The 14,389-nt window shown below is 71.7% G+C and carries 14 protein-coding genes; 9 read left to right on the top strand and 5 right to left on the bottom strand.

Annotated features, from left to right (window positions below; all coding sequences use genetic code 11):
- The 5 genes from sufD (at window position 1) to RWK90_RS00855 (ending at window position 4,249) form a co-directional block, all read left to right on the top strand.
- Window positions 1–1,209 carry a Fe-S cluster assembly protein SufD gene (gene sufD / locus RWK90_RS00875; protein WP_314033765.1) on the top strand — a complete coding sequence of 403 codons (1,209 nt, stop codon included), beginning with the start codon at window positions 1–3 and terminating at the stop codon, window positions 1,207–1,209.
- Between the two features lie 61 nt (window positions 1,210–1,270).
- Complete coding sequence (gene sufC / locus RWK90_RS00870; RefSeq protein WP_259876187.1) at window positions 1,271–2,041, top strand: Fe-S cluster assembly ATPase SufC; 771 nt, start codon at window positions 1,271–1,273, stop codon at window positions 2,039–2,041.
- A gap of 19 nt (window positions 2,042–2,060) precedes the next feature.
- Window positions 2,061–3,323 (top strand): cysteine desulfurase, encoded by a 1,263-nt coding sequence (locus tag RWK90_RS00865; RefSeq protein ID WP_314033762.1) that lies wholly within the window; start codon window positions 2,061–2,063, stop codon window positions 3,321–3,323.
- Entirely contained in the window at window positions 3,320–3,772 is a 453-nt protein-coding gene (gene sufU, locus RWK90_RS00860; RefSeq protein ID WP_106386065.1) for a Fe-S cluster assembly sulfur transfer protein SufU, read from the top strand. The genes RWK90_RS00865 and sufU overlap by 4 nt, the downstream gene beginning before the upstream one ends.
- 6 nt (window positions 3,773–3,778) lie before the next feature.
- Window positions 3,779–4,249 (top strand): metal-sulfur cluster assembly factor, encoded by a 471-nt coding sequence (locus tag RWK90_RS00855; RefSeq protein WP_106386064.1) that lies wholly within the window; start codon window positions 3,779–3,781, stop codon window positions 4,247–4,249.
- Between the two features lie 88 nt (window positions 4,250–4,337).
- Here RWK90_RS00855 and RWK90_RS00850 read toward each other — a convergent pair whose 3' ends face one another.
- Window positions 4,338–5,552, bottom strand: a complete 1,215-nt coding sequence (locus RWK90_RS00850) for a lycopene cyclase family protein (RefSeq protein WP_314033758.1) — start codon at window positions 5,550–5,552, stop codon at window positions 4,338–4,340.
- Window positions 5,553–5,586: 34 nt separating this feature from the next.
- Between RWK90_RS00850 and RWK90_RS00845 the strand changes: the two genes are divergently transcribed.
- From RWK90_RS00845 to RWK90_RS00830, 4 genes are all read left to right on the top strand, one after another.
- Window positions 5,587–6,369 (top strand): thioesterase family protein, encoded by a 783-nt coding sequence (locus RWK90_RS00845; protein ID WP_314033756.1) that lies wholly within the window; start codon window positions 5,587–5,589, stop codon window positions 6,367–6,369.
- Window positions 6,370–6,854: 485 nt separating this feature from the next.
- Window positions 6,855–8,486, top strand: coding sequence for an ABC-F family ATP-binding cassette domain-containing protein (locus RWK90_RS00840; protein WP_314033754.1), 1,632 nt, complete (start codon window positions 6,855–6,857; stop codon window positions 8,484–8,486).
- 203 nt (window positions 8,487–8,689) lie between these two features.
- A complete protein-coding gene (locus RWK90_RS00835; RefSeq protein WP_314033752.1) occupies window positions 8,690–9,121 on the top strand; it encodes a universal stress protein in 432 nt (143 codons plus the stop codon).
- A gap of 74 nt (window positions 9,122–9,195) precedes the next feature.
- The gene (locus tag RWK90_RS00830; protein ID WP_314033750.1) at window positions 9,196–9,543 is read left to right on the top strand and encodes a hypothetical protein; all 348 of its coding nucleotides are present in this window, start codon (window positions 9,196–9,198) and stop codon (window positions 9,541–9,543) included.
- Window positions 9,544–9,599: 56 nt separating this feature from the next.
- On the opposite strand, the gene RWK90_RS00825 is transcribed toward RWK90_RS00830, so the two are convergent.
- The 4 genes from RWK90_RS00825 to RWK90_RS00810 form a co-directional block, all read right to left on the bottom strand.
- Window positions 9,600–11,219, bottom strand: a complete 1,620-nt coding sequence (locus tag RWK90_RS00825) for an aminotransferase class V-fold PLP-dependent enzyme (RefSeq protein ID WP_314033748.1) — start codon at window positions 11,217–11,219, stop codon at window positions 9,600–9,602.
- Complete coding sequence (locus RWK90_RS00820; protein ID WP_314033745.1) at window positions 11,216–12,643, bottom strand: MFS transporter; 1,428 nt, start codon at window positions 12,641–12,643, stop codon at window positions 11,216–11,218. Before RWK90_RS00820 ends, RWK90_RS00825 begins: the two co-directional genes overlap by 4 nt.
- Window positions 12,644–12,893: 250 nt before the next feature.
- Complete coding sequence (locus RWK90_RS00815; protein WP_314033743.1) at window positions 12,894–13,736, bottom strand: aldo/keto reductase; 843 nt, start codon at window positions 13,734–13,736, stop codon at window positions 12,894–12,896.
- A gap of 30 nt (window positions 13,737–13,766) precedes the next feature.
- Window positions 13,767–14,336: a helix-turn-helix domain-containing protein gene (locus tag RWK90_RS00810; RefSeq protein WP_314033741.1), complete on the bottom strand. Its 570-nt coding sequence runs from the start codon at window positions 14,334–14,336 to the stop codon at window positions 13,767–13,769.
- Between the last annotated feature and the right edge of the window lie 53 nt (window positions 14,337–14,389).

Here is a 14,389-nt window from a genome sequence, read left to right as displayed (position 1 = left end):
ATGACCGACACGACCACCCCCGACACCGGGTCCGCCCCGGCCCCCCTCACGGACCGCTACGGCGTCCCCGTCGACGCGACGAAGGGCGACCAGTTCACCTCGTACGACGTGGGCGCGTTCGAGGTCCCCAGCCACAAGGACGAGATCTGGCGGTTCACCCCGCTGCGTCGTCTGCGCGGGATCCACGACGGTTCGAACGTCACCGCGACCGGTCGCCTGCTGGCGTCGGTCGCCGAGCGCGACGGCCTCACGGTGGAGACCGTCGCCATGGACGACAAGCGCGTCGGCGAGGCCGGAGCGCCCCGCGACCGCGTGGCCGCGCAGGCCTACAGCTCGTCCACCGAGGCCACGGTCATCACCGTCGCCAAGGAGGTCGTCCTCGACGAGCCCGTGTACGTCACCGTCGACGGGCCGGGCGAGGGCGAGCTGGCCTACGGCCACACCCAGGTCCGCCTCGAGCCGTTCGCCAACGCGACCTTCGTCGTGGACCAGCGGGGCGGCGGCACCATCGCCGAGAACGTCGAGTTCATCGTGGGTGACTCCGCGCACCTCGAGGTCGTCCTCATCCAGGACTGGGACGACGACGCCCTCCACCTCGCCGGTCACCACCTGCAGGTCGGTCGCGACGCGACGCTCACCTACACCACGGTGACGTTCGGCGGCGAGGTCGTGCGGGTCTCACCGTTCGCGCGCTTCACCGCTCCCGGCGGAACGGTCACGCTGAACGGCCTGTACTACGCGGACGACGGTCAGCACCTCGAGCACCGCCTGCTCGTGGACCACTCGGTCCCCAACTGCACCTCCCGCATCCTGTACAAGGGCGCGCTGCAGGGCGACGCCTCGTCGAACCTCCCGGACGCGCACACCGTCTGGATCGGCGACGTCCTCATCCGCGCGGCGGCCGTGGGCACCGACACCTACGAGATGAACCGCAACCTCGTGCTCACCGACGGCGCCCGCGCCGACTCGGTGCCGAACCTCGAGATCGAGACCGGCGAGATCGCCGGGGCCGGCCACGCCAGCGCCGTCGGCCGGTTCGACGAGGAGCACCTGTTCTACCTCATGTCGCGGGGCATCGCCGAGGACGTCGCGCGACGCCTCGTCGTCCGCGGGTTCTTCGGCGAGGTGATCAACCGCATCGGCGTGCCCGAGGTACGCGAGCGGATCACCGAGGCCGTCGAGCTGGAGCTGCAGTCCTCCGGCATCTGACCGACCCCGCCCGCCCCCGACCGACCCCCGAAGACTTCTCTCACAGATTGCGAGCACATCAATGACCACTCTCGAGATCAAGGGCCTGACGGCCCGCGTCGCCGCGACCGAGGACTCACCCGAGACCGTCGAGATCCTCAAGGGCGTCGACCTCACCATCGAGTCGGGCCAGACCCACGCCATCATGGGCCCCAACGGCTCCGGCAAGTCGACCCTGGCCTACGTCATCGCCGGCCACCCCAAGTACGAGGTCACCGGCGGCACCGTGACCCTCGACGGCGAGGACGTGCTGTCCATGGAGGTCGACGAGCGGGCCCGCGCCGGCCTGTTCCTGGCCATGCAGTACCCCACCGAGATCCCCGGCGTCTCCACCGCCAACTTCCTGCGCACCGCGGCCACCGCCGTGCGCGGTGAGGCCCCCAAGCTGCGCCACTGGGTCAAGGAGGTCAAGGAGGCCATGGCCGACCTCGACTTCGACCCCGCGTTCTCCGAGCGCAGCGTCAACGAGGGCTTCTCGGGCGGCGAGAAGAAGCGCCACGAGATCCTCCAGCTCGACCTGCTCAAGCCGAAGATCGCCGTGCTCGACGAGACCGACTCCGGCCTCGACGTGGACGCGCTGCGTGTCGTGTCCGAGGGTGTCAACCGCTACAAGGCGGAGGAGAACGGCGGCATCCTGCTCATCACGCACTACACCCGCATCCTGCAGTACATCAAGCCCGACAACGTCCACGTGTTCGTCGACGGCCGCATCGCCGCCTCCGGTGGCGCCGAGCTGGCCGACGAGCTCGAGGCCAACGGGTACGAGAAGTACCTGACGCCGGCCACCGCCTGATCGGAACAGCTGGGAGAACATGACCTCGACCCTCGACCTGACAGCAGTCCGCGCGGATTTCCCGATCCTGTCGCGGACGGTCCGTGACGGAAAGCCCCTGGTCTACCTCGACTCCGGGGCGACGTCGCAGCGCCCGACGCCGGTGCTCGACGCCGAGCGGGACTTCCTCCTGCACTCCAACGCCGCGGTCCACCGTGGTGCGCACCAGCTCGCCGAGGAGGCCACGGACGCCTACGAGGGCGCCCGCGCGGACATCGCGCGGTTCGTCGGGGCCGACGTGGACGAGCTGGTCTTCACCAAGAACGCCACCGAGGGACTCAACCTCGTGGCGTTCGCCCTGGGGGACCAGCGGTTCGGCGCGCACGCCGTCGGCCCCGGCGACGAGGTCGTCATCAGCGAGCTCGAGCATCACGCGAACCTGGTGCCCTGGCAGGAGCTGTGCCGGCGCACCGGCGCGACCCTGCGCTGGTACGGCGTGACCGACGACGGCCGGATCGACCTCGACTCGCTCGAGCTCACCGACGCCGTCAAGGTCGTCGCCGTGACCCACCAGTCCAACGTGACCGGCGCGGTCACCGACGTGGCCCGCGTTGTCGACGCGGCCCGCGCGGTCGGCGCGCTGGTCGTGCTGGACGCCTGCCAGTCGGTGCCGCACATGGCCGTGGACTTCCACGGGCTCGGTGTGGACTTCGCCGCCTTCTCCGGCCACAAGATGCTCGGCCCCACCGGGATCGGCGTGCTCTACGGCCGCCGGGAGCTGCTGCACGCGATGCCGCCCGTGCTCACGGGCGGGTCGATGATCTCCACCGTGACGATGGAGGAGTCGACGTACGCCGAGCCGCCGCAGCGGTTCGAGGCGGGCGTGCCGATGGTCTCGCAGGCCGTCGGCCTGGCCGCCGCGGTGCGCTACCTCGAGGCGATCGGGATGGAGACCATCGCCCGCCACGAGGAGGCACTCACCGTAGCCGCGCTCGAGGCCCTGCAGGAGATCCCGGGGATCCGGATCGTCGGTCCGACCGACATGGTCTCCCGGGGCGGCGCCGTCTCGTTCGTCGTGGACGGCATCCACGCCCACGACGTGAGCCAGGTGCTCGACGACGACGGCGTGGCCGTCCGCGTGGGCCACCACTGCGCGTGGCCGCTGCACCGGCGCCTCGGTGTCCAGTCCACCGTGCGGGCGTCGTTCGCGCTGTACAACACCCTCGACGAGGTCGAGGCCCTGGCCCGGTCCCTGCGCCGAGCCCGGGAGTTCTTCGGAGTCGACGGGGGTGGGCTGAAGTGAAGCTCGAGCAGATGTACCAGGAGGTCATCCTCGACCACTACCGCCACCCGCACCACAGCGGGCTGCGAGAGCCCTTCGGTGCCGAGGTGCACCACGTCAACCCGACGTGTGGCGACGAGCTGACCCTCCGGTTGCGCTTGTCGGATGACCTGACCACCGTGGAGGACGTGTCCTACGACGCACAGGGCTGCTCCATCAGCCAGGCCTCCACCTCGATGATGGCCGACCTCCTGGTCGGCCGTCGGGTGGAGGAGTCTCTCGAGGTCGTCGACGCCTTCCAGGCGATGATCTCCTCCCGCGGCCAGGACGAGGGCGACGAGGAGGTCCTCGACGACGCCGTGGCCCTGGCCGGGGTGTCGCGGTACCCCGCGCGGGTCAAGTGCGCCCTGCTGGGCTGGATGGCGTTCAAGGACGCCCTCGGCCGACAGACCGAACACCATCAGGAGTGATGTGACATGACCGAGCAGATGACACCTGCCAACGATCCCGCGGTCGACGACCCCACGTCGGCCGCCGAGAACGACACGCCCGCGGGGACCGCCTACAACGGCGAGTTCCGCCCCGACCCCAACCGGCCGGAGCAGTCCGAGGAGGACCTCGCGCTGGTCGCCGATCTCGAGGAGGCCATGCGCGACGTGGTCGACCCCGAGCTGGGCATCAACGTCGTCGACCTGGGTCTGGTCTACGACATCTGGGTCCGCCCCGGCGAGACCGAGGGATCGACCATCGCGCGCGTCGACATGACCCTGACGTCGGCGGCCTGCCCGCTCACCGACGTGATCGAGGACCAGGCCCGCTCCGCGACCATCGGGGCCGACCTCGTCAACGAACTCGAGCTCAACTGGGTCTGGATGCCGCCGTGGGGCCCCCAGATGATCACCGACGAGGGCCGGGAGCAGCTGCGGGCCATCGGTTTCACCGTATAGCCCCGTCTCGCGACGACCGCTCCGCGCCGGTCCCTCGAGCCGACGAGTGCCCGCTCCGTTCACACGGGGCGGGCGCTCTCGTTCTACCTCACCCGGCTGGAGCCGGAGGCAACGTTCGAGCCGGTCCGCCCGCCCGGACCGCACGACGGGCGGACGGCCGCACCACCGCCGCCACCATCCCGGCCTTGTCCCGGACGGGCATGGACAGCCACATGCCCCACATCGCGGCGGCCACCTGATACGACGGGCTCGCCGCGTCGAGGAACCACCTCTGACGGCGACCGTCGAGCCGACCGAACGCGGCGAACAGCGCCCGGAGGGTCCGGTCGTCGGCCCGGAGCAGCGCCCGCAGGCCCACGCCGTGAAGGGTCGTGCTCAGGGGCGAGCGGGGCTCGGGAAGCGGGTAGCCGGCCCCGAGCGCGAGGACGGCCGCCGGAACGGCCTCGAGCATCGCGGCCACCGAATACCCCGTCGCCGCGTGCCCGTGACCGCCGGCCGTGCCGAACGCCTCGACCAGCGGGTCGCCCGCCCCGCCCGGCCGCGGCACCAGCGGGATACGCACCCGCTCGACCGACAGCGGTTCGTCGATCGCCGCGCGCGACACCCCCCGGCCCGCCAGGCGCGAGCGCAGCCGGCTCGCCAGGACGGCGGGACCCGGGGCGGGCAGCCCCGCCAGACACGTCTCCTCGAGCAGAACCCTGTCCGCGGACAGGGGGATCGCGTACAGGAAGCTGGGGCCGATCTCGTCGTCGTCGTCGCTCCCACCGTGCGCATAGTCGGTGCGCCAGTCCATGAACAGGGCGGCCTCCCCGCCCAGGGCCGGCGCCGCGTCGGCGGCATCCACGACGATGCCGTAGGCCGTCTGCAGCGGCCCCCGGTTGAGGCGGCCCCCGGCGCCGCGGCAGTCCACCACGCGGTGCGCCCGCGCGGTCAGGCCGCGCAGGTCGGCGTCGTCGACCGTCTCCCGCTCGACGGTCACCCCCGGGCCGAGCGGCAGCGCACGCCGCAGGGCGTCGTTGTCGAGCACCGCGTACTCGCGCTGGAGCACCGCACGCCCGGGCGCGTACAGAGCGGGCGAGGAGACCCGGTGCGCCACCACGTCGATCCCGCACGCCTCCGGGCGCAGCCACGGCGGGACCTGGTCGGCCCACACCGACAGCGTCTGGTGCCACGGGGCGTCGGGCCGCGGATCGAGCGCCAGCACCGTGAGCCCGGCTGCGGCGCAGCGGGAGGCGAGCGCGCGGCCGGCGGGTCCGAGCCCGACGACGGCGACGTCGAACATCTCGCCACCCGTAACATTCATCGGGATCGACCCTACCGTCGCGCGAGAGGAACCCATGTCCGGCGCGTTCTACCAGCAGATGGATCACGATCGCTTCGAGTCGACCACGCTCACCGCGGGACCGTGGTCCGCCGACTCCCAGCACGCCGGCCCGCCGAGTGCGCTGCTGGTGAGGGCGATGGAGCGGTTCGAGGCCGACCCCACGCTGCGGCTGGCGCGCGTCGCGGTGGACGTGCTGGGCCCCGTCCCCGTTGCGCCGCTCGACATCGAGGTCCGCACCGTTCGGCCGGGACGCAGCGTCGACCTCCTCGAGGCCACCGCCTCCGTGGCCGGCAGGCCAGCGCTCGTCGCCCGCGGCTGGCGCATGCGCCGCACTCCCGGCGACTTCCCGACGGTCGGGAACCACGACGGGCCGCCCGTGCCCGCCCAGCGCGACCGCGACGCGATGATGAGCTTCGCCCACGCGGACGGCTACCTGTCCGTGGTGGACTTCTCGTTCGCCTCCGGCGGCGGCGACGAGCTCGGACCCGCGCAGGCCTGGGGTCGGGCGCGCGTCGACCTCGTCGCCGGTGAGCGGATGAGCGGCTGGCAGCACACCGTGGTGGTGGCCGACTCCGCCAGCGGGGTGTCCCTGGCCAGCGACCCGCGGAGTCACCCGGCCGTCAACTGCGACCTCGTGGTCTCGCTGCACCGCGACCCCGAACCCGGCTGGGTGCACCTGGACAGCGAGACGGTGGGCGGGCCCGGGCAGGGGGTGCTCACCGACACGCTGATCTCGGACGATCGCGGGCGGCTCGGCCGGTGTGTGCAGAACCTGTACGGGCGGCGCGCGGGCTGAGGTCGGGCGGGTCGTAGGGGCTGCGGGTCGGAGGGCAGGCGGGCCGGCGGGTCGACCGAGCTTCCGCAGCCGGGCATGCTTCTGCAGCCGCCCCTCACGATGGCGTCTGGCCTGCCCCGATGCGCAGGCGAGACGCCATCGTGAGGGGCGAGGAGGGCTGTGGCGGACATCCGCAGAAGCGAGACGCCAGGCAGGGGAGCGGCTGCGCGGGCACGTGACACGCCCGCGGAGGGCGGGAGCGCACGGGCGGGAGCGAGGCGGCAGGTTGAGGAGCAGCTGCGCACGGCGGCAGGCCGCAGAGAAGAAATCGCGGCGGCACAATCCGCTGGAGGCGGGGTCTGCGTGCGCCCTCCGGTGACGGAGACCCGTGTCACCGGACTCGTCGGCGTCCTCGCGCCGCAGGTAGAGTGGCAGGTCGGCCCGAACCCGTCACCGGGCGGGCCGACGACTCTCCCGCCCCGAGCTACAGCGAGGTACCCGCGCACGTGATCACCATCGATGACCTTGAGGTGCGCGCCGGCGTGCGCACCCTGCTCCACATGGACGGGTCCTCGTTGCGGGTCCAGCCCGGCGACCGGATCGGCCTGGTGGGGCGCAACGGCGCGGGTAAGACGACGACGATGAGGATTCTCGCCGGCGAGGGTGAGGCCTACGCCGGGAAGGTCACGCGCACGGGAGATCTGGGCTACCTGCCCCAGGATCCGCGCGAGGGCAACATGGATCAGCTAGCTCGCAGCCGGGTGCTCTCGGCCCGCGGGCTCGATGTGCTCATGGCCGACATGGCCGAGGCTCAGCAGCGGATGGTCGACGCACCGGACGACAAGGCCATGGACAAGGCCGTGCGCCGGTACGGCCGGCTCGAGGACGAGTTCTCCGCCCGCGGCGGGTACGAGGCCGAGAGCGAGGCCGCCCGCATCTGCAGCAGCCTGGGCCTGGAGGACCGGATCCTCACCCAGAACCTCGGGACCCTCTCGGGTGGTCAGCGTCGCCGCGTCGAGCTGGCACGCATCTTGTTCGCCGCCTCCGACGGCGCCGGCAAGTCGCAGACCATGCTCCTGCTGGACGAGCCCACCAACCACCTCGACGCCGACTCCATCACCTGGCTGCGCCAGTTCCTGGAGAAGCACGAGGGCGGACTCATCATCATCTCCCACGATGTGGAGCTGCTCGAGGCCGTGGTGAACAAGGTGTGGTTCCTCGACGCCGTGCGCGGGGAGATCGACGCCTACAACATGGGCTGGAAGAAGTACCTCGACGCGCGCGCCACCGACGAGGCGCGTCGCCGCCGCGAGCGCGCGAACGCCGAGAAGAAGGCCTCCGCCCTCAAGCAGCAGGCCGCCAAGCTCGGGGCCAAGGCCACCAAGGCCGCTGCCGCCAAGCAGATGATCCGCCGCGCCGAGACGATGATGAACGAGCTCGACGAGGTGCGCGTGGCCGACAAGGTCGCCCACATCAAGTTCCCCACGCCCGCCGCGTGCGGCAAGACCCCGCTGTTTGCCAAGGGTCTGACCAAGATGTACGGCTCGCTCGAGGTGTTCGCCGGGGTCGACCTGGCGATCGACAAGGGCAGCCGCGTGGTCGTGCTGGGGTACAACGGCGCCGGCAAGACCACCCTGCTCAAGCTGCTCGCCGGGGTAGAGCGCACCGACGGCGAGGGCGGCGTGGTGACCGGCCACGGGCTGAAGATCGGGTACTTCGCCCAGGAGCACGACACCCTCGACATGGACGCGACCGTGTGGGAGAACATCCGCCACGCCGCGCCCGACGCGGGGGAGCAGGACCTGCGCGGCCTCCTGGGCGCCTTCATGTTTTCCGGCCCGCAGCTGGAGCAGCCCACGGGCACCTTGTCCGGCGGTGAGCGCACGCGTCTCGCATTGGCGGGGCTGGTGTCGTCCGCGGCCAACGTGCTGCTGCTGGACGAGCCGACCAACAACCTGGACCCGATCTCGCGTGAGCAGGTGCTCGACGCCCTGCGCACCTACGAGGGCGCGGTCGTTCTGGTCACCCACGATCCGGGCGCCGTGGAGGCGCTGGAGCCGGAGCGGGTCATCATCCTGCCGGACGGCACGGAGGACCTGTGGAGCCAGGAGTACATGGAGATCGTCGAGCTGGCGTAAGCGGGCGCAGCGAGGGCACGCGACGTTCGCGCTTGTGACCGTCGAACTCGCGTAACCGAGCGCAACGAGGGCACGCGACGTTCGCGCATGTGACCGTCGAACTCGCGTAGCCTCGCCCCGCCCGGACATCCGGTCTACGGTGGATGTTGACGGCGCTGGACGTGTCGTGCGCCGTCGACGATCTCGTCGGAGGAGGAGCGCTCATGGACACAGGACCAGTCGTCGTCGGGGTGGACGGTGGCCCGGATTCGCGTCGGGCTCTGACGTGGGCGGCAAATCATGCACGCACTGTCGAGGCGCCGTTGGTCGCCTTGACGGTGTTCGACGTCCCGCCCGTGTACGGCCCGTACGCGATGTCGGGCTGGGAGTCGGCCTCGGAACTCGAGGCGCAGGCGAGGCAGATTCTGGCCGACACGGTGCGCGAGACCCTCGGGCCGGATGCGGTCGTGCAGCAGGTGGTGATGCGGGGCCACCCGGCGGAGGCGATCGTCACGGCGTCCCGGGATGCCCGGCTCGTGGTCGTGGGATCACGGGGGCGCGGGGGCTTCGCCGGGATGTTGCTCGGGTCGGTGAGCCAGCACGTGGTGCCGCACGCTCACTGTCCGGTGGTGGTGCTGCCGCGCCAGGAGGACTAATGGTCGTCGAGTTGGCGGTCACATAGGCCACCCTTACCAGGGGTTATGCCGTCGCCACCTGAGATGATCGCATCATGGACATCGTCTTCAACATCGTGCTCATCCTGCACTTCATCGGCCTGGCCGGCATCATCGGTGGCTGGCTGGCGACGATCAAGGCGCCTCAGGTCAACAAGGCGATCCTGCACGGCGCCATCCTCCAGGTCGTCACCGGCCTGCTGCTGGTGGGGCTGCGCGAGATGGACGGCGCCGACGTCAACCACATGAAGATCGGCATCAAGCTGCTCATCGCGATCGTCATCCTCGTGGTGGCCGTCCTCGGGGTCCGCAAGGAGGCCCGCGCGCAGGGCAGCACCGCGACCCTGGCCCACGTGGCCGGCGCGCTCGGCATCGTCAACGTCGCGATCGCCGTCTTCGTCTGACACCGCCCGCACCACGCGCCGCCCCTCGACATCAGTCGGGGGGCGGTTCGTCGACCTCACTCCATGACGGCCGCGAGGTAGGCACGCACGAGACGGGCGCCGACGTCGGCGGGTAGGCGCTCGATCGCAGCCATGAGCTCTGCCATGCCTCCGCCCGCTCCGTCGTCGGGGGTCGCCGAGAGGACTCCCGAGACCATGGCGTGGACGTCGTCCTCGGCCAGCGCGAGCAGGTCGGCGGGGGAGAGGGCGCCGGAGTCCAGCGCGGCGAGGACGTCCCCGAACGCGGCCGGCGGTGTGGGGGCGGCCTGACCGCGCACCTCGTCGGCGGCCTCACGCGCCACCCGGAGGATGTCGTCGACCAGCCGTTCGGTCACCGGTGTGATGGTGAGATGGGACGACGACGACAACGCCCCGCGCTCCTGACGGTGGGCCGGTTGCGCCTGGACGGAGATACCTCTCCGGCCGCAGGCGTCAGCCCACAGGTGCGGGTGCACGCGTCGGCCATCGGGGACGGTGTCGTCGGCGGCGACCGCGATGAGCGGGCCGGGGTCGCGGTCGAGGATGCGCAGTCCCTCGATCGTGGACAGTCCCTCGATGAGCTGGTCGGTGGCGCGGGCGGTGCGGGCGACGAGTTCCCGCTGTCCGTCGTCGCCGAGCGCCTCGAGAACCGTCCACGCCGCGGCGGCGGGCTCCAGCGGCTTGGAGCCGGCGAGGGTGGGGTTGACCACCGGGTAACCCGGCCAGTCGACGGTCGCGAACCACGCCGCGCGGTGACGTTCACGCCCCCGGCTGAGCAGGACAGAGGTGCCCTTCGGCGCGAAGCCGTACTTGTGCAGGTCGGCCGAGATGCTCGTGACGCGTCTGACGCGGAGGTCCCAGGGTTGCGCGCCGTCCGGCCCGCCGTCCGCTCGGTGTCTGCGCGGCCAGAAGGGCAGCACCAGCCCGCCGAGGCAGGCGTCGACGTGCAACCCGATCCGGGGATCGTGGTGCGCCTCGAGTCCGGCGGCGACCTCGGCGACCGGGTCGATCACCCCGGTCGGGTACGCCGGGGCCGAGCACACGACAAGCACCGTCCGGTCGTCCACCGCCGCGAGGAGCTCGTCAGCGGACACCCTGCCCGTCGCCGGATCGACCTCCACCCCGACGAACCGCAGTCCCAGCAGGTGCGCGGCCTTGCGGAACGCGGCGTGCACGGTGACCGGGGCGACGATCGTCCCACCGTCCCCGGCGTCCCGGCCGGACACCTCCCGGGCGGCCAGACAGGCGAGCATGCAGCTCTCGGTCCCACCGGAGGTGACGCTGCCGAAGACGGCACCGGCGGCGGCCTCCGCGTCGCCCGTCGCCGTGAAGCCGGGGGCAGCCTCTGCGTCGCCCGTCGCCGTGAAGCCGGACCCTGCGCCGGGGGCGCCCCCGAGGATCGCCCGGACATGGTCGACGATCCCGCCGTGGATCTCGGCGACCGAGGCGAACACCGTGGGATCCAGACCGTTGACGCCGTGCGCCAGCCGCGCCGCGCGGGTGGCCAGCTCGTCGAGCTCCTCGAGCCCGGAGTCGTAGACATAACTGAGGACCCGCCCACCGGTCGTGGGAGGGTCCTGTGCCCGCAGCGCGGCCAACCGGGCCAGGGCGTGCTCTCCGCGGTCGGCGATCTCGACGGCCAGGGGATCGGGGGTCATGTGCGCTCCGTCCATCGGGGATAGGACCTGCCCAGGGTGCGGATCATCAGCAGGCTCGCCCCGGCGAGAACTGCGGGGACCAGCGAGAACGCCAGGACGATCGCCCAGTGCGCCGACCCGGGCTGATCGGCCACCCCGCCGGAGCGGAACCCACCGACCGCCAACAGGGCGAGCACGACCACCGGCCCCAACGCCATCGCGCCGGTCTCCGAGGCCGTCCACAGGCCGCTCATGGCGCCACTTCGTCGTCGTCCCCCCAACGTGCGATCCAGGTCGGTGCAGTCGGGCAGCATCGACATCGGCAGCGCCTGCATGCCCGCGTACGCGACACCCGCCAACGCCACCGGCACGTGCACCCACGCCCCCGGCGCGAACCCGGCCGGGATGAGCAGGAGGGTGGCCACCGTGAACAGGGCGGTCGCCGCGGCCAGCGCCGGGACCTTGCCGTGCGCGTGCGCGAGCCGGGACCACAGCGGCATCACCAGCAACGCCGGTCCCACGAGCGCCAGGAACAGGCCGGTCAGCGCGGTCTCGTCGCCGAGGACGTACGTCGCCACGTACTGACCACCCGCAAGCATCACCGCCGTGGCCACCGCCTGGAGGCAGAAGACGGCCATCAGAAGGCGGAACGGTCGCGTGGTCCGCAGCGCGTCGAGGCCGTCGCGGTACTGATGCGCGAGCCCGCCCGCAGGGGCGTCGGCGCGCATGATCGTGCGGCGGCCGGCGACGAACGTCGACCACACCATCCCCACCAACATCAACGCGGCCACGCCCGCGGCCATCACCACGTACCCGGTCGCCCCGCCGCCGGCCGCGTCCCGCAGCGCCGGGCCGCCGCCGCCGGTGAGCAGGATCGCCGCGGCGAGCACCGCCACCCGCCACGCCAACACCGTCACACGGGCGGCGGAGTCCTCGGTGAGCTCCGCCGGCAACGCGAGGTACGGCACCTGGAAACACGAGTACGCGAGCGACGCCAGCAGGAAGAAGCCCATCACCCACACGCCCGCCGCGGCCGTGCTCCAGCCCGTCGGTGCGGCGAACGTCGCCACGAACAGCACCGGCAGCGCCAGGGCGCCGGACAGCATCAGGCCCGTGCGATAGCCGGTCCGGTGTGACGCGCGGTCGGAGATCGCGCCGATGAGCGGGTAGGCGAGCACGTCCATGACCTTGGGTACCAGCACGAGGACGGTCGCCACCGCCGCGGCGACCCCGATCGAGTCGGTGAGGTAGTACGCCAGCACCAGACCGGGCAGCGTGCCGAACGCTCCCGTGCCCAGGCTGCCCGCGGCGTACGAGGCCAGCACCGGGGCCGTGGTGGCGCCGTCGCGCCCCGTCCGGTCCGGCGCGCCACGGGCGTCGGCCGCGTCGTGCGCGCCGGGGGCGCCGGGGGCGTCGGCCGCGTCGTGCGCGCCGGTGGTGGTCATGGACCGACTCTAGGACGCGCCGGCCCGATCCCGCCGTTGAAAGAGCGTTCCGCACACGCGCCTCTCGGCAGACGTGTGCGGAACTGACTTCTCGACGCCGGGAGCGCAGCCCTAGAGCGAAGAGCCGTCACTTCTGTACGTTTTTCGACCGGCTCTCCTGGGGAAATGCGGACCTGAGTGACGGCTGACGGGCGACAGCGGCTGTCGGGCGACAGCGCGACCCACTCGCCGACATGCGGACGGTTGGCCCTCAGCCGCGCCAGTCGAAGACGTCCGGGTCCGGGCCGGAGCGCGTGCCGTTGTGCAGCGCCGAGATCGACGCCATCTGCTCGTCGGTCAGCTCGAAGTCGAACAGCTCGAGGTTCTCCCGCATCCGCGCGGGGCTGGAGGACTTGGGGAACACGATGTCGCCGCGCTGCAGGACCCAGCGCAGGACCACCTGGGAGACGGTGCGCCCGACCTGCTCGGCCAGGGCCGTCAGCTGGGGGTCGCCGAAGACCGAGCCCTGCGCGAGCGGGCTCCACGCCTCGACCGCGATCCCGCGCTCGACACACGCCGCCCGCAGCTCGTCGTTGACGAAGTACGGGTTCGACTCGATCTGGTTGACCGTCGGGGTGCTCAGCCCGGACTCGGCGAGGCGGGCGAGATTCGCCTCCGTGAAGTTGGAGACGCCGATCGAGTCGACGGGCAGGTCGGAGCGGATTCCCTCCATGGTCTCCCAGACCCGGGCGACGTCCTCGTGCATGGCCAGCGGCCAGTGGACGAGGTACAGGTCGATCCGTCCGCCGAGGGCCTCCAACGACCGCTCGGTGGCCTCGCGCGCCGCGGTGCGCTCGTGGAAGGTGTTGTTGAGCTTGGTGGTGATCCAGAATTCCTCGCGCGGGATCCCCGAGGCGGCCACCGCCCGGCCGACGCCCTCCTCGTTGCCGTACATCTGCGCGGTGTCGAGGTGCCGGTAGCCGGCCTCGATGGCGTCGGAGACGACCTTCTCGGCGTCCGCGGGCGGGACCTGGAACGTGCCGAAGCCGAGCTGGGGGATGGCCCGCCCGTCGGAGAGGGCGATCGTGGGGATGGACGTCCGGGGTGTGCTCATGCGCTACAACGTACGCCGCGACGGCCCGGGTCAGCGCTGACCGGTGCGCAGTGACGCCTCCACCAGATCGAGCATCTCGCTCACGTGATCGGTGCCACGTCCGGTGGCGAGGTGGGTGATGAGGCCGTCGAGGATGACGTCGAGGTAGACGCGCAGCACGTCAGCGGGGATGTCCGTCCGCATCCGACCCGAGGCCTTCTGCTCCCGCAGGCGGGCGACGATCGCCGCGTCGACCTCTGCCTGCCGGTCCGTCCACCGCTCCCGGAACTCCGGGTCGGTACGGATCCGGCGGGCGATCTCCAGCCGCGTCCCGAGCCACGAGAACTCCTGCGGGTCGGCGAGGATCTCCCGCATCACCTGGACCAGGCCCTGCTCGGCGACCGTGGCGGCCATCGCCGCGGCGTCGTCGTGGGCCAGGGCGAGGAAGAGCGCGTCCTTGTCGTCGAAGTGGTGGAAGATGGCGCCCCGGCTCATCCCGGTGGCCTCCTCCAGCCGACGCACGGTCGCGCCCTCGAACCCGTACTCGGCAAAGCACTCGCGGGCGCCCGACAGGATCTGCCGACGCCGGGCGTCCATGTGGTCCTGGCTGACCCTGGGCATCTCACACCATCCTTTCCGATACACCGCGGCGGTGCGCAGTTCCTCGCCTGGTT

It is taken from the genome of Dietzia sp. CH92, assembly GCF_032248695.1.
GTDB lineage: Bacteria > Actinomycetota > Actinomycetes > Mycobacteriales > Mycobacteriaceae > Dietzia.
This window is presented reverse-complemented; position numbering and strand designations above follow the sequence as displayed.

Excerpts from the sequence above, each read along its gene's own strand:
- RWK90_RS00825 (WP_314033748.1), bottom strand. The coding sequence starts at position 11,219 with ATGACCCCCGATCCCCTGGCCGTCGAGATCGCCGACCGCGGAGAGCAC.
- RWK90_RS00830 (WP_314033750.1), top strand. The coding sequence starts at position 9,196 with ATGGACATCGTCTTCAACATCGTGCTCATCCTGCACTTCATCGGCCTG.
- sufC (WP_259876187.1), top strand. The coding sequence starts at position 1,271 with ATGACCACTCTCGAGATCAAGGGCCTGACGGCCCGCGTCGCCGCGACC.
- RWK90_RS00855 (WP_106386064.1), top strand. The coding sequence starts at position 3,779 with ATGACCGAGCAGATGACACCTGCCAACGATCCCGCGGTCGACGACCCC.
- RWK90_RS00845 (WP_314033756.1), top strand. The coding sequence starts at position 5,587 with ATGTCCGGCGCGTTCTACCAGCAGATGGATCACGATCGCTTCGAGTCG.
- RWK90_RS00865 (WP_314033762.1), top strand. The coding sequence starts at position 2,061 with ATGACCTCGACCCTCGACCTGACAGCAGTCCGCGCGGATTTCCCGATC.
- sufD (WP_314033765.1), top strand. The coding sequence starts at position 1 with ATGACCGACACGACCACCCCCGACACCGGGTCCGCCCCGGCCCCCCTC.
- RWK90_RS00850 (WP_314033758.1), bottom strand. The coding sequence starts at position 5,552 with ATGAATGTTACGGGTGGCGAGATGTTCGACGTCGCCGTCGTCGGGCTC.
- RWK90_RS00815 (WP_314033743.1), bottom strand. The coding sequence starts at position 13,736 with ATGAGCACACCCCGGACGTCCATCCCCACGATCGCCCTCTCCGACGGG.
- RWK90_RS00835 (WP_314033752.1), top strand. The coding sequence starts at position 8,690 with ATGGACACAGGACCAGTCGTCGTCGGGGTGGACGGTGGCCCGGATTCG.
- RWK90_RS00820 (WP_314033745.1), bottom strand. The coding sequence starts at position 12,643 with ATGACCACCACCGGCGCGCACGACGCGGCCGACGCCCCCGGCGCCCCC.
- RWK90_RS00810 (WP_314033741.1), bottom strand. The coding sequence starts at position 14,336 with ATGCCCAGGGTCAGCCAGGACCACATGGACGCCCGGCGTCGGCAGATC.